Genomic DNA, 17,961 nt, shown 5'->3' with positions numbered 1-17,961 from the left:
CAGGGCGACGACACCGGGGCGCCCGCTCGTTGGGGAGAGGGGCTAGTGTGGTCTGAATTCCATCGTTCGACCCCATATCCTTACGGTGTCGAATGATTTCCTTTACACACTTTTCTGCCTATATGCCCAGTTGGCGCACGCGATTGTGCGGCCAGTTGTGGTAGACTTTGATGCGCTCGACATCAGGCCCCCGTAGCTCAGCGGATAGAGCGTCGGTTTCCTAAACCGTGCGTCGGAGGTTCGAGTCCTCTCGGGGGCGCCAGCAATCTCGCAGGTCAGCGGCTTTCTGCTGCTGGCCTGCTTGCACTTTATCGCAAAGAGAAAAGCGGTGCGGGAAAACCCCGGGAAAATTGTGAAGTCCACCAAGTCCCTCGACAAGTTCAAGGCGAAGTTCGGAAAGCGCATCGGAACGCAGGTCGTGTTCCGTCCCAGGCCCTTGGCGGTCGGCGAGGACAGGCTGGGGCTCTCCTTTGCATGCGCTTCTGCCTGTAGCGCATTCGCCCGCTCTAGCGCGGCCGCCGGGCGCGCGGACGAGCGTGCGAGCGCCAGCACGCTTACGGGCCATTGGCTGCGCAGCCGCCGGCCCGTTTTGCGTCTGGAAAGAGAATGGGCCGGCTAAGGAGGGGTACCTTGCCGGCCCTGAGGAGGGGGATGATGCAGCGATTCGAATCGCTGCAAACTGCTTTTTAGGGGTATAAAGCAGTGCAAGCTTGACGGGAGGGGAACCACATCAAGTTGCCGAGGCTCATTATAGGCGTCCGCCGCGCGATTCGCGTCTTTGCGCGCGCCGGCTCGGCTGGAGCGGTGGGGTTTTGGCGGTGAGTTGCGCGCGTGCGCTCGGGCGACTCCGCTCACCGTCGGCGGGCTTCCGCTCGCCCCGGGCGGGTTTCTGTGTATCATGGCAGGAAAGACTATCCCGCGCCCGCCCGCGCGTCAGCAGGCGGGCGCGTCATCCGCGGAGGAGCTTCCCATGCCTGACATCAAGCTGCGACTCAACAAGGACATGCTCGTGCTGTCGACGCCGGTTCTCTCGGCCCTCGCGCGCCTCGGCATCGACGTCGAGCACGACGTCGAGTTCACCCTGCTGCTCGAGCCCGACACGCTTGAGGACGCCTACAAGCTGGAGTTCATCGCCGGCGCGCAGTGCCTCGTGGCGGCGACGGCGTCGGTGACCCCAGCGCGCCTGGCGCGCGCGGGCATGGAGGATCGCGCCGCCGAGGTGGTCAGCGCCGCCCTCGGGGCGGTTCGCGCCCAGGTGCCCCAGCACGTGCTGGCCGAGATCGGGCCGTGCGGGCTCCCGCTCGACGCGTCTTCGAAGGCGTCGCTTCGCGAGAACCTTGACCAGTATGCCCGCGCTGGCCGCCTGTTCGCTCAGGAGGAGTTCGACGCGTTTTTCCTCAACGGCTTCTCCACCTGCGCCGACCTCAAATGCGCGCTCATGGGGCTGAGGAAGGTGAGCGACGCGCCCGTCTTCGCGTCGGTTGACGTGGCTGCCGACGGCACGCTGCGAAGCGGCCGCGGCACGCTCGAGGAGGCCATGGGCATCATGGAGGACCTTGGGGCCGACGTGGCGGGCTTTTCCACGTGTGCTCCCCAGGAAGCTGCCGTTGACCTGGCCCGCCGCGCGGCGAACGCCACGGCGCTCCCGCTTCTCGCGCAGCTCGAGGTGCGCGAGCGCAATGCGCGGCAGCAGGGCCCCACGCCCGAGAACCCCTACTACGTCCCCGACGCCATGGTCGCGGCCGTCGACGCGCTGCGCGCTGCGGGCGTCCAGTTCCTGCGCGCCGTCGGCGACGCCACGCCGGCGTACTCCGGCGCCCTGGTGGCGACCACGATGGGGCTCGACGCCGTCGTGCGCGAAAGCGCGGCAGGCGAAGGGGAGGGCGGCGCTGGCGCTGGCGCCGCGGGTGCCGCGTCTGGTGCAGGTTCTGGTGGCGACGGCAGCGCGCCGCATGAGAGCACGGCTCCCGATGCCGCGCCTGCGGCGAGCTCTTCCGCCGTCAGCCCGGCCGCTTCCGACCCGGCCGCGTCCGCGGGCGCCATCGAGGACGAGCTTGCCGACTTCATCGCCCGGGCGCGCGAGCGCGTGGCCGCGGCGCTCGGCGACAACCTGGCGATCGTGGAGGCTGACGGCCCCCGGATCGAGGGGCGCTAGGCATGCCGCGCAACCATGTTGGCGCCAACATCGACCGCAGCGAGTTCTACGGCGTCCTCCAGCGCATGGTCGACGCGCTGTTCCAGGACCTCGAAGGAGAGGACGCCACGGTGCGCCGCCTCGACGTGGTGCTCGCCGCCGAGACCTACGATTTGCCAGACGAGCTCATGCGTCTCGTGGGCCTGCTCCCGCCGGGCGACTACACGCGCCTGCGCCTGTGCGACCAGCTGAACTCCGCCATCACGGGTCACGCCTGGGGCCAAGTGTACGGCACGGTGAGCTAGCCCCTCCTTCCTTGTGCCACTGAGAAGAGCGCCCGCGTCACGTGCCCACCTCGTGTCATCCTGAGCGGAGCGCCGTAAGGCGCGGAGTCGAAGGATCTGGCCGCGGGCGGGTTGCGCATGTGAGCGTGCCATGCTTGGGGCCAGATCCTTCGACTCGCTTTGCTCGCTCAGGATGACATAAGGAGAGGCTGCTCATCCAGGATGACATGCGGGAGGCTGCTCGCTCAGGATGGCACGGAAGTGAGGCGCGCATTCCCCCACGTCCAAAGAGCGAGAGAGTCCCAAGCCCAAGGGATGGCATGTCCCTTCATGCCCAAGGGACGGCATGCCCTCCTCACACCTAAGGGACGGTATGCCCCTCCCCATGTCCAAGGCGCAAGCACCCCCCCCTCAACCTTCTCCCGAAAACATTTCTGTAGTTTTCAGCTTGGTAAAAACACAAAACGTTCGCTTGCGCGAAAGCTGGCGCGCGGGTACTATATATACGCGGTTTGAGAGCAGTAAGGCACAACATATTGTGGTTTGCTGAGGTGAAAAAGCTGTGGAAAGCATGTTGAAGGAACAAGCGAAACCACAGGTCGGAATGAAGAAACACAAGGGCATCTGGATAATGCGCGCTGCACGGTTCGGACGCCCTATTTTGTGGCCGCTCGCGGCAACGCACGCAACAGCGCTCGCGGCAACGTCCACGGCAATGCGCGCAGCAAATGCTCGCGGCAACGCTCGCGGCAACGGACGACTCGGCGAAAGACGAAAGGAAGAGCACGCATGGTAAAGACCATCATCAAGCGCGACGGGCGCACGGCAGAGTTCCACCAGGAGAAGATCGCCGAGGCGGTGGAGAAGGCGTTCCGGGCATGCGCTGCCATGCAGGACCGCGCCGTGGCTGACGAGATCGCCGCGAAGGTCGTCGCCAAGCTCGACGCGGGCGCCATCGAGGGCACGCCCACGGTCGAGGGCGTGCAGGATCTCGTGGAGGAGACGCTCATCGAGTCGGGCTTCGTCCAGACCGCCAAGGCCTACATCCTGTACCGCGCCGAGCGCAACCGCGTGCGCGACGTGAACTCCCGCCTCATCCAGACGCTCAAGGACATCACCTTCTCGAAGGCGGCCGACTCCGACATGAAGCGCGAGAACGCCAACATCGACGCCGACACGGCCATGGGCACCATGCTCAAGTACGGCAGCGAGTCGGCCAAGCAGTTCTACGAGATGTGCGTGATCGACCCGCGCTACGCCAAGGCGCACCGCGAGGGCGACATCCACATCCATGACATGGACTTCTACACGCTCACTACCACGTGCTGCCAGATCGAGCTGACGAAGCTCTTCAAGGGCGGCTTCTCCACGGGCCACGGCGTGCTGCGCGAGCCGAACGACATCTCGAGCTACGCGGCGCTGGCCTGCATCGCCATCCAGTCCAACCAGAACGACCAGCACGGCGGCCAGAGCGTGTGCGACTTCGACTACGGCCTGGCCGTGGGCGTGCGCAAGACGTTCCGCCGCCTGTTCAAGAAGCACGTCGCTGAGGGCATCGACCTGCTGACCGACATCGAGGACGACCGCGCGTTCGCCGAGGCCATGCTCGCGCGCGTCGAGGAGGCCACGGGCGTCACGGCCAGCCTCGACATGGACCCGGCGTTCCGCGCCGGCGTCATGGGCGAGCTTGAGGCCGCGGGCGTGAGCACTGATGCGGCCGAGAAGGTGATCGCCTACGCCGTGAAGAACGCCACGCGCGACACCGACCGCCAGACCTTCCAGGCCATGGAGGCGCTCGTGCACAACCTGAACACCATGCACTCCCGCGCCGGCGCGCAGACACCGTTCAGCTCGGTGAACTACGGCATGGACACGAGCCCCGAGGGCCGCATGGTCATCCGCAACATGCTACTCGCCACCGAGGAGGGCCTCGGCTCCGGCGAGACGCCCATCTTCCCCGTGCAGATCTTCCGCGTGAAGGAGGGCGTGAACTACAACCCCGAGGACCCGAACTACGACCTGTTCAAGCTGGCCATGCACTGCTCGGCGAAGCGCCTGTTCCCCAACTTCAGCTTCCTCGACGCGCCGTTCAACGCGCAGTACTACAAGGGCACGCCCGAGACGGAGATCGCCTACATGGGCTGCCGCACGCGCGTCATGGGCAACGTGTTCGACCCCGAGCGCGAGGTCACGCCCGGCCGCGGCAACCTGAGCTTCACGTCGATCAACCTGCCGCGCCTGGCCATCCGCGCCAAGGGCGACCTCGACCTGTTCTTCGACCTGCTCGACTCAAAGCTCAGCCTGGTCACCGGCCAGCTTGACGAGCGCTTCGAGATCCAGGCGCGCAAGCACGTGTACAACGCGCCGTTCTTGATGGGGCAGGGCGTGTGGATCGACTCCGAGAAGCTCAAGCCCACCGACACGCAGCGCGAGGTCCTGAAGCACGGCACGCTGACCACGGGCTTCATCGGCCTGGCCGAGTGCCTGGTGGCGCTCACCGGCAAGCACCACGGCGAGTCGGCTGAGGCGCAGCGCCTGGGCCTGGAGATCGTCGGGCACATGCGCTCCTACTGCGACCGCATCTCGCGCGAGCGCGGCATGAACTACACGCTCATCGCCACGCCGGCCGAGGGCCTGTCCGGCCGCTTCGTGCGCATCGACCGCGAGCGCTACGGCGTGATTCCCGGCGTGACCGACCGCGACTACTACACCAACGGCTTCCACGTGCCGGTGTACTACGACATCAGCGCGTTCGACAAGATCGCCATCGAGGCGCCCTACCACGCGCTCACCAACGGCGGGCACATCAGCTACATCGAGCTCGACGGCGACCCGACCGAGAACCTCGAGGCGTTCGAGAGCGTCATCCGCTACATGAAGGACTGCGGCATGGGCTACGGCAGCGTGAACCACCCGGTCGACCGCGACCCGGTGTGCGGCTACAACGGCATCATCGAGGACGTGTGCCCCAAGTGCGGCCGCACCGAGGACGAGCACAACCAGCCCTTCGAGCGCATCCGCCGCATCACGGGCTACCTGGTGGGCACGCTCGACCGCTTCAACGACGCCAAGCGCGCCGAGGAGCACGACCGCGTGAAGCACGCCATCCCCACGCAGCGGTAGCATGGACATCAAGCTTTACGGTGCGGTCCCGGACTCCATCGTGGATGGGCCGGGGCTGCGCTATGCCGTGTTCGTGCAGGGCTGCTCGCACGCGTGCCCGGGGTGCCACAACCCCGAGAGCCAGCCGCGCGAGGGCGGCACGCTCACCACCACCGACGCGGTGCTGGCCGAAATCCGCGCGAACGGCCTGGTGCATGACGTGACGCTGTCGGGCGGGGAGCCGTTCGAGCAGGCGGCGGCCTGCGCGCACCTGGCGCGCCAGCTGAAGGAGGAGGGCTACGGCGTCTGGGCGTACACGGGCTACCTCTACGAGGACCTGGTGTGCGTGGCGGAAGGCGGCGAAGGTGCGCCTGCGGAAGGTGCCGCGCCTAGTGCGCCAGCGGAATGTGCCACGTCCGCGGAATGCGCCGCGCCTAGTGCGCCAGCGGAATGTGCCACGTCCGCGGAAGGCGGCGCATCTGCGGAGAGCGTCGCGCCTAGTACGTCCGCGGGATGCGCCGCATCCAGCGCGCCCACCGCTCCCGCGCAACCCCCCGCACTCGCACCCTCGACCCCGCAGCTCGACCCCGCCGCCGTGCGCGCGCTTCTGGACAACGTTGACGTGCTGGTGGACGGCCCCTTCGTGCAGACGCGCAAGTCGCTCTCGCTCAAGTGGTGCGGCTCGTCCAACCAGCGCCTGATCGACGTCGCGGCCACGCGCGCCGCGGGCCGGGTGGTCACGTGGGAGCCGCCGAGCTTCGTCCCCCAGAAGCCCCCCTCGTGGTAGCGGAGGTGACCAATCATCATGGAGCTTAACCCCGAGGAGCAGACCGAGGGCCTGCACGACTTCATACAGGGCATCGTGGGCGTGGAGTGGCTGAGCACGCTCATCACGGTGGTGCTGGCGGCCGTGTTCACGGCGGTGCTCGCGCACGTGGTGACGAAGTTCCTGCGGCACCTGCTGAGCCACGACAACTCGCCGCTGCCCTCGTCGAGCATCTTCGTCAACATCGCGCGCGTGGTGGTCTGGTGCGTCGGCGCGAGCGTGGTGCTGTCGAGCTGCTTCAATGTGGACGTGAGCGCGGCCGTGACGGCGCTCGGCATCGGCGGCATCGCCATCTCGCTCGGCTTCCAGGATACGCTGGCGAACCTGATCGGCGGCCTGCAGGTGAGCATCACCGGGCTCGTGGAGCCGGGCGACCACATCGACGTGGGCGGCCAGCGCGGCATCGTGCGCGACGTCACGTGGCGGCACACCACCATCGAGAACACCGTGGGCGAGCGCATCGTGGTGCCGAACTCGGTCATCAACAAGACGGCGCTCGTGAAGCTGCGCCCCATCTCGGTGATCGTCGTCCCCGTGGTGGTGACGGCGGCCGGCGAGGCCATCGAGCGCATCGCCGCCGACATGGAGCAGGCCGCCAACGCCGCCGTGGCGCAGGTGTGCGAAGTGGAGAAGCCCGCCCGCACCTACTTCTCGGAGGTGACCGACTACGGCTACCGGGGGACCCTCACCCTCACCATAGCCGATCCCGCCCAGGCCGTCTTCGCGAAGGATGCCACCCTGCGAGCCATAGCCCCCTTCGCGCACGCAAATTAGGAAACGCGCGCGAAGGGAGAGCGCGAGGAGCGCGCTAACCAGGAGCACGCGCGAGGAGCGCGCGCAAGCTAGGGAAGGCGCGAGCGCAAGGAGCGCGCGCGAACTAGGAGCGCGCAAGGCCCCCTTATGTCATCCTGAGCGGAGCGCCCGCAGGGCGCGGAGTCGAAGGATCTGACCGCAAGAACAAGGCGCCCCCATACGCCATTTCGCCCGCAACGCGACCCGCGCACCCGGCCCACAAGGTCACTGCCAACAAAGAAGCAGCACGTCAGAGCAGAGCCGCCGCCCGTATCCGGGCGGCGGCTCTTTACGCGCGGGCGTATTCTATTCTGCACATACATTTGATAACATATATATGTGCAAAGTTAGAACAGAAAGAGGAAATGATGGCAGCAAGCAGCTTGACCATTCGTTTGGATGACAGCCTGAAGGAAGGTGCGGCTCGCGTCGTGGAGCACTACGGCCTCGACCTCTCGTCGGCAACCCGAGCCTTTTACACGCAGATCGTGAACACGGGTGCGATTCCCCTGTCATTCGACTACGAGCAGCCGAATGCGGAGAGTTTGGTCGCCATCCGAGAAACCGAGGAGATGATCAAGGCCGGCAGCGGCGAGAGCTTTGCCACCGGTCATGACCTTATCCGGGCTGCGCTCTCATGACCAGCCAGCTTGAGGCGAAGTTCGCGCCAGCCTTCGGCAGGGACCTCAAGAAGAAGGCGGCAAAGAGGAACTGGGACCTTAGCGAGCTGGAGAAGGTCATCGACTTGGTGATCGAAAACTCCGCCGAGTCTCTCGAGACGCTCAAGACGCGACACAACATGCACCGGCTCTCTGGGAAATGGGGAGGAAGCAACGAGTGTCACGTTGCCAATGCCGCCGACTGGTTGGTCATATGGCGGGTGAACGGCGACATAGCCTATTTCCAGCGTACGGGCTCGCATGGCGAGCTGTTTCGCTGATGCGCTTGGAGCATCGATCTTGTTCTATTTTTCCTCAAATTCGTATACATGTAGATCGTTCATTACGAAAAAATACTCGTTTACGCTTGCTTTACATTTAGAGGCACCCTATATTGAAGATATCGATAGCGGGAGATTGCTGTCAACGCGTTTGGCTGGGGAGTCGAGGCGCCTGGCGCGTTGGCGCAGGAAACGGAGCAAGAAATGGAGAACACGCGGAAGGTGAAGGGATCCCTGCGTCTGGTGCTGGCAGCGCTGCTGGCAGCCTGCGCGATCGCGCTGTGCTCGGCTCTGTCGCAGAGCGCCTGGGCGGCAGGCGAGGCGGATACGGATACGGCTACGGCCACAACCGGAACGACGATTACGAAGGACACCACGCAGGAGGAGCTGAATACGTGGGCGGGCGAAGGCGCGATCGATATCATGAGCGCCAACAACGTCACCACGGTCAAGCTCCTGAAGAACTTTAATTTCCCCAACGGAAACCAGCCGATTATATTCGGCGACGTATTGAACGATCCGAATGCCGTGATGGTGCTTGACCTGAACGGCCGTACCATCAGCTCAACCACGATAGTGGTCCAGTCTGGCTGCAACCTGACCATTAGGGACTCGGGCAGTGGCGGCAAGATCTTCATGGACACGAGCGCCAAGTCCAACACCGCGGTTTCCGCCGTCGTCAATCAGAGTAAGCTCACCATTGAGAGCGGCACCTTTGAGGCGAAGATTCATGGGGACTTTCCGTCAACTGGCGTGATCGGCTCCGCCGTGGCGGGGGTGAAAACCGTCATTAACGGCGGCATGTTCACGAGCAACTGCAGCGCTATTAGTTTTTCGAGTGGGACCACTACGGTGAACGGAGGCGTGTTCGATGCAGGTACCTATGGCGTTGTTTCGAGAGGCACAGCCGTGGTTGAGTTCCCTGTTGGTTCGCAGGCCGAAGTAACGTCTGTTAGCGTTCCTATCGTGGTGGGAAAGCAATATAAAAGCGACACGACTGCTGGTCAGGCGCATATAGCAGGTGGGTATTTTGAGGGAACAGGGACTTCTGCCCTCGTGGGAAGACTCGGCGTCGCTACCGCGGAGGACTTGGTGGAAATAACCGGAGGAACCTTCACCAACAGCCCGATGGGCTACGTCGAAGCTGGCGTCCCCGTTGTGAAGAAAGCCGCGTCGTATGTGGTGGGAGCTGGCGCGACGGCTCTCGTTGAAGGCGCGAAGCTCGGAGACGCCCTGACGCTCTATCAGTACGGCTCGGATATCACCGTTGCTGAAGGCGTGCAGATCACCAACAGCACGGGCGGCGTCATCACGGTGAACGGCAAGGCCGTGGAGAACGAGGGCCAGGTAACGGCGACGCACAACGCCGCCAAGACGGAGGCAAAGGAGGCGACCTGCACGGAAGCAGGCAGCGCCGCCTACTGGCATTGCTCGATCTGCGGCTTGTACTACAGTGACGAAGCTTGCACGCAGCAGATAAGGCTAGAGGACACCGTGGTTCCCGCCACGGGCCACAAGACCGAGGATGGCAAGTGGGGTTACGACGTGAGCACGCATTGGGCCCTCTGTGACGTCTGCGGCGTGAAGGCGGGCGAGGCCGAGCCTCACAGGTTCGTCGAGGGCGCGTGCTCCGTGTGCGCCGCCGCCGACCCGACCTACGTGCCCGCGTCCGTCGAGGGCGAAGGTGACGTCGCCGCCGCGAAGAAGCCCGCCGCCATGGCGCTCGCCCAGACAGGTGACGCCGTGCCCGCGGCTGCCCTCGCGGCCTTCGCCGTGGCTCTCGCCGCAGCCGCCGTGTGCGGCGTGGCCGCCTTCCGCCGCCGCAGCGCGCGGTAGCGAGAGGCAGCACGACCGCTTGCGGGCGCACATCCCTCCCGCCTCATCCTGAGCGGAGCGCCCGCAGGGCGCGGAGTCGAAGGATCTGGCCGCAAGAACAAGGCGTCCGTCTATGCCCCTTCGCCCGCAACGCGACCCGCGCGCCCGGCCCATAAGGCCGCCGCAAAACAAGAAGCAGCACGTCAGAGCAGAGCCGTCGCCCGCATCCGGGTGGCGGCTCGCCTGCTTTTCGCTTCCCAAACTTTACATTTCTTACGCCAGCCTTTACCTGGGCTTTCCTTTTGCCTGACCTTTTTTTGATCGCGCCCCCCGATCATGGTGCTTGCAGGTTTCAGATCGCGTGCTTTGGCGCGCGATGCGGTAGCGGGCATGGGGCTCGGCGCCGCACGAAGACGAAAGGGAACAAACGTGAAGAAACGTATTTTGGGAATCGCGCTCGTCGCCGCGCTGGCGCTCGGCGCATTCGCCATCACGGGCTGCGCCTCCAGCAACGGGGGAAGCTCCAGCGACAGCTCGGCCTCGTCCGCCAGCGGCAGCGCTACGTCGGGTGAGATCTCGGTGTACTCGCGCGAGGACGGCTCGGGCACGCGCGGCGCGTTCATCGAGCTGTTCGGCATCGAGCAGAAGGACGCCTCGGGCACCAAGGTTGACATGACCACCACCTCCGCCGCCATCACCAACTCCACCTCCGTCATGATGACGTCGGTCGCGGGTGACCCGAACGGCATCGGCTACATCTCGCTCGGCTCGCTGAACGACACCGTGAAGGCGCTCAAGATCGACGGCGCCGAGGCTTCGGCCGCCAACGTGAAGAGCGGCGAGTATAAGATCGCCCGTCCCTTCAACGTGGTGACCAAGTCCGAGCTCTCCGCTGAGGCGCAGGACTTCATGACGTTCATCATGAGCGCTGACGGCCAGAAGGTCGTCGAGGAGGCGGGCTACATCGCCGTGGCTGACGGCGCGGCGGCCTACACCCCCAGCGGCATCTCCGGCAAGGTGGTCGTGGCCGGCTCCTCTTCCGTGACCCCGGTCATGGAGAAGCTCGCCGAGGCTTACAAGGCGATCAACCCCGGCATGACCGTCGAGGTGCAGCAGTCTGACTCCACCACCGGCGTGAACATGGCGGTCGAGGGCACCTGCGACATCGGCATGGCGTCCCGCGAGCTCAAGGACTCCGAGACCGCCAAGGGCGTCGTGGCCACGGTCATCGCCCAGGACGGCATCGCTGTGATCGTTGCTCCTGACTCCTCCATCGACGAGCTCACCTCCGAGCAGGTCATGAAGATCTACACCGGCGAGATCACCGACTGGTCTGAGATCGCCTAGCGACACTCTCCCCTGTGAGTGGGGGCAGGCCGATTCCCGGCGGTCTGCCCCCGAGTCTTGCTCTTGCCCGCCCCTCTCCATCTCTGCCAGGGCTTCGCGTCTAGGCACCCTGGCGGGGCGGGCCTCCGGAAGCAGCGAGGGCGTGCGGGACATCCCCCGCCCTCTGTCGTTTCTCCGCCCTGCGCCCCTGCCGGGGCAGGCTCTCGAACGAAAGGGCCTCCTTGCTCCCCGCGGGGGGCGGGCTCTCAGGACCGCCTAGGGCTTCCGCACATCGAACGAAAGGAAATCATGTCTCAATCTGCTGTGAAGGAGGGGTTTGCGCGAGCGCTCTTCGTGGGCGCAGCGGCCGTGTCAGTGCTAGCCGTGGCTCTGATCTGCGTGTTTCTGTTCGCGAACGGCCTGCCCGCCATGGCGCAGATCGGAATCCCCGAGTTCCTCCTCGGAACCACGTGGCGTCCGGCGAATGACCTGTACGGCATCTTCCCCATGATCATCGGCTCCATCTACGTGACGGCGGGCGCCATGCTGGTGGGCGTTCCCGCGGGCTTTCTGTGCGCCGTGTTCCTCTCGCGCTTCGCGAGCGGGCGCGTGGCGGCGACGCTCAAGCCGGGCGTTGAGCTGCTCGCGGGCATCCCGAGCGTCGTGTACGGCTTCTTCGGCCTGGTGGTCATCGTGCCGCTCATCCGCGACTACCTGCCCGGGCGCGGTCTCTCGCTTCTGGCGGCGGCGCTGCTTCTGGGCATCATGATCCTGCCCACCATCATCACCGTGGCGCAGAGCGCGCTCGACGCCGTGCCGCAGAAGTACTACGAGGGCGCGCTGGCGCTCGGCGCTGACCACGAGCACTCGGTGTTCCGCGTGGTGGTCCCCGCGGCCGCCTCGGGCATCATGGCCGCCATCGTGCTCGGCGTGGGCCGCGCGATCGGCGAGACGATGGCCGTCATCATGGTGGCGGGCAACCAGGCGGTGATCCCCGGCTCCATCTTCGACGGCGTGCGCACCATGACGGCGAACATCGTGCTCGAGATGGGCTACGCAGCTGACCTGCACCGCGGCGCGCTCATCGCCACGGGCGTGGTGCTGTTCGTGTTCATCCTGCTGATAACGATGCTGTTCAACGTGATTAAGAAGCGAGGCGAGGCGCGATGATGGCTCCTTGGGACATGACGGCGGCGCAGCTTTCGGCGGCGTTGCGCATCGCGAGTGATGAGTGGGCCGCGCGCGAGGCCGAGGTCGCGCGCCGTCGGCGCATGGTGAGCGCGCTGCTGCGAGGGCTCGTGTACCTGGGCGCGGCGGCTACCGCGTTCGTGCTGGCCTTCCTGGTGGGCTACATCCTGGTGAACGGCGTGCCCTACCTCACGCCGAGCCTGTTCGAGTGGACGTACACCTCCGACAACGTGTCGCTCATGCCGGCGCTCATCAGCACGCTGATGATGGCGGCGCTCGCGCTGGTGATGGCGGTGCCCATCGGCGTGGGAAGCGCCATCTACCTGGTGGAGTACGCGCCGCGCGGCTCGCGCTTCGTGAACATCGTGCGCACCACCACTGAGACCCTTCAGGGCATCCCGTCGATCATCTACGGCCTGTTCGGCATGCTGTTCTTCGTGACGGCGCTGCGCTGGAACCTGTCGCTTCTGTCGGGCGCGTGCACGCTGGCCATCATGGTGCTGCCTGTGGTGATGCGCACCACGGAGGAGGCGCTGATCGCCGTGCCTGACGCGTACCGCGAGGGCGGCTTCGGCCTCGGCGCCGGGCGGCTCCGCACGGTGTTCCGCTGCGTGCTGCCGAGCGCGGTGCCCGGCATCCTGGGCGGCGTGATCCTGGCCCTCGGCCGCTGCGTGGGCGAGGTGGCCGCGCTGCTGTTCACGGCGGGCACTATCGCGCAGATCCCCGACTTCGTCGCCGGTGGCGCAGCGGCGGTGTTTGACTCGTGCCGCACGCTTGCGGTGCACATGTACGTGCTGGCCAGCGAGGGCCTGCACGTGAACGAGACGTATGCGACCGCGGTGGTGCTGCTTGTGGTCGTGGTAGTGCTGAACGCGGCGGCGACCTTCGCTGCTAAGAAGATGAGGAAAGGAAGCGGCAATGACTAGCGGGACGATGGAGCGCGAGAAGACGCGGGAGGCAGTGGGTGCAATGAGGACGTCGGTTGTGCCGAGCGCGGGCGCGGCTGCCAGCGCGGGCGCTGCAGGCGGCATGGCTCCCGCAGCGATGGACAAGATGGTCGTGAGCAACCTCAACCTGTACTACAAGGAGTTCCATGCGCTCAAGGACGTGAGCCTCACGTTCCCGGAGAACCAGGTGACGGCCCTCATCGGCCCGTCCGGCTGCGGCAAGTCGACGCTGCTGAAGAGCCTCAACCGCATGAACGACCTGGTGGAGGGCTGCCGCGTCGAGGGCTCGATCACGCTCGACGGCTCTGACGCGTACCGCGACGTCGAGGTGAACGACCTCCGCCGCCGCGTGGGCATGGTGTTTCAGCAGCCCAATCCCTTCCCCATGAGCGTGTACGACAACGTGGCGTTCGGTCCCCGCACGCACGGCATCAAGAAGCGCGCCGAGCTCGACGAGATCGTGGAGCAGAGCCTGCGTGACGCCGCCATCTGGGACGAGCTGAAGGACCGCCTGAAGAAGAACGCGCTCGGCCTCTCGGGCGGCCAGCAGCAGCGCCTGTGCATCGCGCGTGCGCTTGCGGTGCGCCCCGAGGTGCTGCTCATGGACGAGTCCACGAGCGCGCTCGACCCCATTTCCACGGCGAAGATCGAGGAGCTGGTGGCCGAGCTCAAGAAGAGCTACACCGTGATCATGGTGACGCACAACATGCTGCAGGCCCTGCGCGTGTCCGACAAGACGGCGTTCTTCCTGCTCGGCGAGATGGTCGAGGCCGGCGACACCGACACCATCTTCACGAACCCGGGCGATCCCCGAACCGCCGACTACGTGGCCGGCCGCTTCGGGTAGGAAAGACCAAGGGGAAGGGCTTCGGAGGAGCTTCGGAGGAGCTTCGGAGGAGCTTTCCCTCCCTCACATACACAACGGCCGAGGGGCCTCTGGCGTGATACGAGCCAGAGGCCCCTCGGCTTTTTCCGTTGTAGCTTCGAGCGGCCCGCCGATGATATAATCCCCGTTACAGCAGCGTGTACCATCCAGAGAGGAGGAGTGTTGTGACCAGGCGCAATGAGGCAGTGTTGAGCAGCGATGGCCCCATGACCAGCTTCTCTTACGGGCCCCATACCATCCGCTTCCGGACTTCTCGTCATTTGAGTCGCTACCTCGACGTCATCACCTGGGACAAAGGCTATATCGTGTGCACCGCCCAGTACGACAACAGCGACGAGCCGGAGGAGGAGTACATCGACCTCATCCCGATCCTCCAAAACCTCTACTTCGATGCTGATGCATTCGTGGAGCCTATTCAGAAAGTGAGCATTCGCTATGACTGACGCTCAGCTCATGCAGATTGCCGACGCCGCTGATCTCATCGTGAACGGTTACGCCTTCGCCAAAGAACCTGATCAAATAAGAGTGCATGCACGTTCATGCCAGCGACTCTAGGCTCACTGAGCAAGGCTCCGCTAAGTTCTTTGTCAAGGGCAACGGCGATACGGTATTGAAAGAGCGTGGGGCTCTCAACGACCGTGAGATTTTGAAGATACAGGCCTTCATTAAGGAGAACTACCGAGATATGTACAAAACCTGGGCTGCCAAAAGCGACAGGGGCTTTTACGGCATGTAAGAAAAACCAAGGGGAGGGACTTCGAAGGATCTTCGGAGGAGCTTTTCCTCCCTCACATAGGCAACGGCCGAGGGGCCTCTGGCGTGATACGAGCCAGAGGCCCCTCGGCTTTTTCTGTTGCAATTTTGAGCGACCCGCCGATGATGACATCAGGCGGGTCGTTTGGGTGAGAAGGGATGTTTTCCGTCATCAAAAGGTAGACTTTTTGAGCAGCCCTAGAACTCGGCTCCTGGTGTTGGTCACGGTCGCATTCGACCTGCCCTTTCTTTCAGCCCTACCAGACTAACCTTCCCCCAACAAAAAGTCTACTTTTTGCAGTTTGAGCTAGCGAGCTTGCATGCAGGCTTAAATGCAGGTCCAAGTTCGGGCTTGGGTTCGGTTTCGGCGCGGCATTCGACCTTCTCGCGAGCACGAGGAGAAGAGCGCATGTCCACGAGCACGTACGCGGCGCAAGCCGCAGCGTACCCCGCAGCGCGGGGTGAGACGCGCGTGCGCACGGGCCGTCGCTTGGCCTCGGGCGCGCGAGAAACCTCGCGGCGCGGCGCATCCTCGGCACGTGAGGGCAATGGCCTTGCGGGGCCGGCGCGCTGGTACGTGGCGCGTGTGCACGAGGGTCGTGAGGAGGCTGCGGCACGTGACCTGAGGAGCCTGGTTGACGAGGAGCTTCTGCACGACTGCTTCGTTCCCAAGGTCCAGCTGCTGCAGAAGCGGCAGGGCCAGTGGGTCACGGTGGAGCGGCTCCTGTATCCCGGCTACGTGTTCGCCGTCTCGGGCAGCCCGCGCGGGCTTGACCGGCGGCTGGGCTCCCTTTCTTTTCCAGTGCATCTCATCGGGCGGCAGCGCACGGCGTACGTGCCGCTGACCGAGGGTGAGCAAGCCTGGTTCGAGTCGGTGCTCGACAGTCGGCGCACGCTGCGTCCGAGCACGGGCGTCATCGAGCGTGACCAGGTGCGGGTAGCCGAGGGGCCGCTGAGCGGTTTCGAGGCGCGCATCCGCAAGGTGAACCGCCACAAGGCGCTCGCCTTGGTGGAGGTGAGCATGCCCGATCGACCGGTGCTGCTGCGCGCGGCGCTGGCCATAACCAGCCGAACGTAAGGGAGGCTGCGGCATACCTTGCTGCCGTGAACGGCGCCGCGCTCGGCGCATGTTGGCATCAGGGGAACGAACACGTTGTCAAACCGACCGGAGAGGACGGACGGCGAAGCCATGCCTGTACTGAAATCATCGCAGTCAAGCGATGGCTTCCCGGAGGTGCTCACCCGCCATGCGTTTTTTGTGCGCGGCGTGCCGTGGTACGTCGTTCAGGTGAGGGCGGGCCGCGAGGACCATGCGCGCGAGCTGATCGCGGAGGCGTTGAAGCTCGAGGAGAAAGCCATGCGCGAGCGGGCGGAAACCGAGGGCAAGCAGCATGCGGGGCTGCCGGTTGCGGAGGAGGTCTTTGTGCCGAAGGCCCGTGTGGGCGTGAAGCGCGGCGACAAGTGGCTTCCTGGCGAGGAAGTGCTCATGCCGGGCTATCTGGTGGCGATCGCCCGCGACCCCGACGCGCTGATTCGCGCGCTGAGGAGGACGCGCGGCTTCGTGCGTGTGGTGCGGCAAGACAACGTGGCAGTTCCCCTGCCGGAGCAGAGCGTCCGGTGGCTCGAGGAGCAGACCCAGCGCGGCAAGAGCGCGGTGGCGATGTCCGAGGGCTACATCGAGGACGGCAAGCTCCACATTACGAGCGGCCCGCTCGCGGGTCGCGAGGCCCTTGTCCAGAAGGTGAACCACCGCAGGAAGGTGGCCTACCTCGAGATAGAGGCTCATGGCAAGAAGATAAAAGCCCAGCTGGGCATCAAGATAACCAAGAAAAAAGAGTGCAAGAAGAAGCGAAGACAGAAATAGCAGCAGCGTGCGAAGGCGTTGCAGCATCGAGTGCGGCGGGCGCGGAAGGCGCGCCCGCCGCCTCTATCTGCCCGCGCGACCTCCCGCTGGGTCAATTGACCCAGCGGGAGGTTGTGATTGACGAAGGACAGCAATGACAGTCTCGGGGCCCACCATCGTTTCCCTGATTGCGCTGTTCGCAATCGCCCTCGTCGTGACGCTGGCTACGACGCCGGCCGCGGGCAAGGTCGCGTGGAGGCTCGGCGCGGTCGACTATCCGAGCGGCCGCAGGGTCAACACCAGGCCGACGCCGCGAATGGGCGGAATCGCGGTCATGCTCGGGCTGATCGCCGCCTTCGCCGGCGCGCTGGCCCTCTCCGGGCCCCTCGGGTGGGAGCCTGCCGACGTCTTCCCTCCCGAGAGCGGCGTCAGCTACCTCGGCGTCGCCCTCTCCGTCCTCGTCATGTTCCTGACCGGCGCGATCGACGACGTCCGCCACCTCACGCCGATGAGCAAGCTCCTCTGGCAGGCGGTCGCGGCCTGCGTCGCGGCTGCGAGCGGAGTCCTCGTCGGGGACCTGATCAGTCCTGTTGACGACAGCCTCGTGACCCTTGGATGGGTCGCGTACCCGGTGACGGTCTCGTACCTCGTCTCGTTCGCCAACATCATCAACCTCATCGACGGCATCGACGGCCTGGCGACGGGCGTCGCGGCCATGGTCGGCGCCACGCTTCTCGCGGTCTCCCTCATGGCGGGGCGCCTGGACGCGGCGGCCCTCGCGGCGGCCCTCGTCGGCGCCGCGCTCGGCTTCCTGCGCTGGAACTTCAACCCGGCTAAGATCTTCCTGGGCGACTCAGGCTCGCTGACGGCAGGCTTCTGCCTCGGCCTGGCGGCGCTCATGGGAACCACGCACGTCACCAGCATCACATCGCTTCTGGTCCCCATGGTCATGGTCGGCGTCCCCATACTCGACACGCTCGCCGCGATCGTGCGGCGCACGCGCGTGGGCGTCAGCATAGGGACGCCCGACAAGGGCCACATCCACCACCGGCTCCTCGGCAGGGGCTACGGGCAGAGGGCGGCGGTCGCCATAATATACGGGTGCACGGCCCTGCTGTGCCTGTG

The 17,961-nt window shown here is 65.3% G+C and carries 18 protein-coding genes and 1 tRNA gene; all 19 read left to right on the top strand.

What is annotated here, in order from left to right; all coding sequences use genetic code 11:
• Positions 1–186 precede the first annotated feature (186 nt).
• Positions 187–262 (top strand) — tRNA-Arg (locus tag G7Y50_RS11215).
• Positions 263–970: 708 nt separating this feature from the next.
• Positions 971–2,155, top strand: coding sequence for a homocysteine S-methyltransferase family protein (locus G7Y50_RS11210; protein WP_165056664.1), 1,185 nt, complete (start codon positions 971–973; stop codon positions 2,153–2,155).
• 2 nt (positions 2,156–2,157) lie between these two features.
• The gene (locus tag G7Y50_RS11205; protein ID WP_165056663.1) at positions 2,158–2,439 is read left to right on the top strand and encodes a hypothetical protein; all 282 of its coding nucleotides are present in this window, start codon (positions 2,158–2,160) and stop codon (positions 2,437–2,439) included.
• Positions 2,440–2,980: 541 nt separating this feature from the next.
• A complete protein-coding gene (locus G7Y50_RS11200; RefSeq protein WP_165056662.1) occupies positions 2,981–3,214 on the top strand; it encodes a hypothetical protein in 234 nt (77 codons plus the stop codon).
• Positions 3,208–5,541 carry an anaerobic ribonucleoside triphosphate reductase gene (locus tag G7Y50_RS11195; protein ID WP_165056661.1) on the top strand — a complete coding sequence of 778 codons (2,334 nt, stop codon included), beginning with the start codon at positions 3,208–3,210 and terminating at the stop codon, positions 5,539–5,541. The genes G7Y50_RS11200 and G7Y50_RS11195 overlap by 7 nt, the downstream gene beginning before the upstream one ends.
• Before the next feature lies 1 nt (position 5,542).
• Positions 5,543–6,307, top strand: a complete 765-nt coding sequence (locus G7Y50_RS11190) for a 4Fe-4S single cluster domain-containing protein (RefSeq protein WP_165056660.1) — start codon at positions 5,543–5,545, stop codon at positions 6,305–6,307.
• An 18-nt stretch (positions 6,308–6,325) separates the two neighbouring features.
• Positions 6,326–7,120, top strand: coding sequence for a mechanosensitive ion channel family protein (locus tag G7Y50_RS11185; RefSeq protein WP_165056659.1), 795 nt, complete (start codon positions 6,326–6,328; stop codon positions 7,118–7,120).
• 386 nt (positions 7,121–7,506) lie between these two features.
• Complete coding sequence (locus tag G7Y50_RS11180; protein WP_165056668.1) at positions 7,507–7,779, top strand: type II toxin-antitoxin system RelB/DinJ family antitoxin; 273 nt, start codon at positions 7,507–7,509, stop codon at positions 7,777–7,779.
• A complete protein-coding gene (locus G7Y50_RS11175; protein WP_165056658.1) occupies positions 7,776–8,078 on the top strand; it encodes a type II toxin-antitoxin system YafQ family toxin in 303 nt (100 codons plus the stop codon). Before G7Y50_RS11180 ends, G7Y50_RS11175 begins: the two co-directional genes overlap by 4 nt.
• A 204-nt stretch (positions 8,079–8,282) precedes the next feature.
• A complete protein-coding gene (locus tag G7Y50_RS11170) occupies positions 8,283–9,914 on the top strand; it encodes a hypothetical protein (protein WP_165056657.1) in 1,632 nt (543 codons plus the stop codon).
• A 408-nt stretch (positions 9,915–10,322) separates the two neighbouring features.
• Positions 10,323–11,240 (top strand): substrate-binding domain-containing protein, encoded by a 918-nt coding sequence (locus tag G7Y50_RS11165; protein ID WP_241156639.1) that lies wholly within the window; start codon positions 10,323–10,325, stop codon positions 11,238–11,240.
• A 288-nt stretch (positions 11,241–11,528) separates the two neighbouring features.
• The gene (pstC, locus tag G7Y50_RS11160; protein ID WP_165056656.1) at positions 11,529–12,389 is read left to right on the top strand and encodes a phosphate ABC transporter permease subunit PstC; all 861 of its coding nucleotides are present in this window, start codon (positions 11,529–11,531) and stop codon (positions 12,387–12,389) included.
• A complete protein-coding gene (gene pstA / locus G7Y50_RS11155; RefSeq protein WP_241156638.1) occupies positions 12,386–13,333 on the top strand; it encodes a phosphate ABC transporter permease PstA in 948 nt (315 codons plus the stop codon). Before pstC ends, pstA begins: the two co-directional genes overlap by 4 nt.
• A gap of 118 nt (positions 13,334–13,451) precedes the next feature.
• Complete coding sequence (gene pstB, locus G7Y50_RS11150; protein WP_165056665.1) at positions 13,452–14,201, top strand: phosphate ABC transporter ATP-binding protein PstB; 750 nt, start codon at positions 13,452–13,454, stop codon at positions 14,199–14,201.
• Positions 14,202–14,446: 245 nt separating this feature from the next.
• A complete protein-coding gene (locus tag G7Y50_RS11145) occupies positions 14,447–14,683 on the top strand; it encodes a hypothetical protein (RefSeq protein ID WP_206214844.1) in 237 nt (78 codons plus the stop codon).
• An 86-nt stretch (positions 14,684–14,769) separates the two neighbouring features.
• Positions 14,770–14,976, top strand: coding sequence for a DUF4160 domain-containing protein (locus tag G7Y50_RS11140; RefSeq protein ID WP_165056654.1), 207 nt, complete (start codon positions 14,770–14,772; stop codon positions 14,974–14,976).
• Positions 14,977–15,402: 426 nt separating this feature from the next.
• Positions 15,403–16,071, top strand: coding sequence for a transcription termination/antitermination NusG family protein (locus G7Y50_RS11135; RefSeq protein WP_165056653.1), 669 nt, complete (start codon positions 15,403–15,405; stop codon positions 16,069–16,071).
• A 111-nt stretch (positions 16,072–16,182) separates the two neighbouring features.
• On the top strand, positions 16,183–16,857 hold the full coding sequence (locus G7Y50_RS11130) for a transcription termination/antitermination NusG family protein (RefSeq protein ID WP_165056652.1): 675 nt from the start codon (positions 16,183–16,185) through the stop codon (positions 16,855–16,857).
• A gap of 133 nt (positions 16,858–16,990) precedes the next feature.
• A partial coding sequence (locus G7Y50_RS11125; protein WP_165057077.1) for a glycosyltransferase family 4 protein occupies positions 16,991–17,961 on the top strand: 971 nt, incomplete at its 3' end.

This window comes from Adlercreutzia sp. ZJ176, assembly GCF_011038975.1.
Classification (GTDB): domain Bacteria; phylum Actinomycetota; class Coriobacteriia; order Coriobacteriales; family Eggerthellaceae; genus CAAEEV01.
This window is presented reverse-complemented; position numbering and strand designations above follow the sequence as displayed.

Bases quoted from the DNA above. Each gene is read 5' to 3' on its own strand.
- G7Y50_RS11210 (WP_165056664.1), top strand. From the start codon at position 971: ATGCCTGACATCAAGCTGCGACTCAACAAGGACATGCTCGTGCTGTCG.
- G7Y50_RS11205 (WP_165056663.1), top strand. From the start codon at position 2,158: ATGCCGCGCAACCATGTTGGCGCCAACATCGACCGCAGCGAGTTCTAC.
- G7Y50_RS11195 (WP_165056661.1), top strand. From the start codon at position 3,208: ATGGTAAAGACCATCATCAAGCGCGACGGGCGCACGGCAGAGTTCCAC.
- G7Y50_RS11190 (WP_165056660.1), top strand. From the start codon at position 5,543: ATGGACATCAAGCTTTACGGTGCGGTCCCGGACTCCATCGTGGATGGG.
- G7Y50_RS11185 (WP_165056659.1), top strand. From the start codon at position 6,326: ATGGAGCTTAACCCCGAGGAGCAGACCGAGGGCCTGCACGACTTCATA.
- G7Y50_RS11180 (WP_165056668.1), top strand. From the start codon at position 7,507: ATGGCAGCAAGCAGCTTGACCATTCGTTTGGATGACAGCCTGAAGGAA.
- G7Y50_RS11175 (WP_165056658.1), top strand. From the start codon at position 7,776: ATGACCAGCCAGCTTGAGGCGAAGTTCGCGCCAGCCTTCGGCAGGGAC.
- G7Y50_RS11170 (WP_165056657.1), top strand. From the start codon at position 8,283: ATGGAGAACACGCGGAAGGTGAAGGGATCCCTGCGTCTGGTGCTGGCA.
- pstC (WP_165056656.1), top strand. From the start codon at position 11,529: ATGTCTCAATCTGCTGTGAAGGAGGGGTTTGCGCGAGCGCTCTTCGTG.
- pstA (WP_241156638.1), top strand. From the start codon at position 12,386: ATGATGGCTCCTTGGGACATGACGGCGGCGCAGCTTTCGGCGGCGTTG.
- pstB (WP_165056665.1), top strand. From the start codon at position 13,452: ATGGACAAGATGGTCGTGAGCAACCTCAACCTGTACTACAAGGAGTTC.
- G7Y50_RS11145 (WP_206214844.1), top strand. From the start codon at position 14,447: ATGACCAGCTTCTCTTACGGGCCCCATACCATCCGCTTCCGGACTTCT.
- G7Y50_RS11140 (WP_165056654.1), top strand. From the start codon at position 14,770: ATGCACGTTCATGCCAGCGACTCTAGGCTCACTGAGCAAGGCTCCGCT.
- G7Y50_RS11135 (WP_165056653.1), top strand. From the start codon at position 15,403: ATGTCCACGAGCACGTACGCGGCGCAAGCCGCAGCGTACCCCGCAGCG.
- G7Y50_RS11130 (WP_165056652.1), top strand. From the start codon at position 16,183: ATGCCTGTACTGAAATCATCGCAGTCAAGCGATGGCTTCCCGGAGGTG.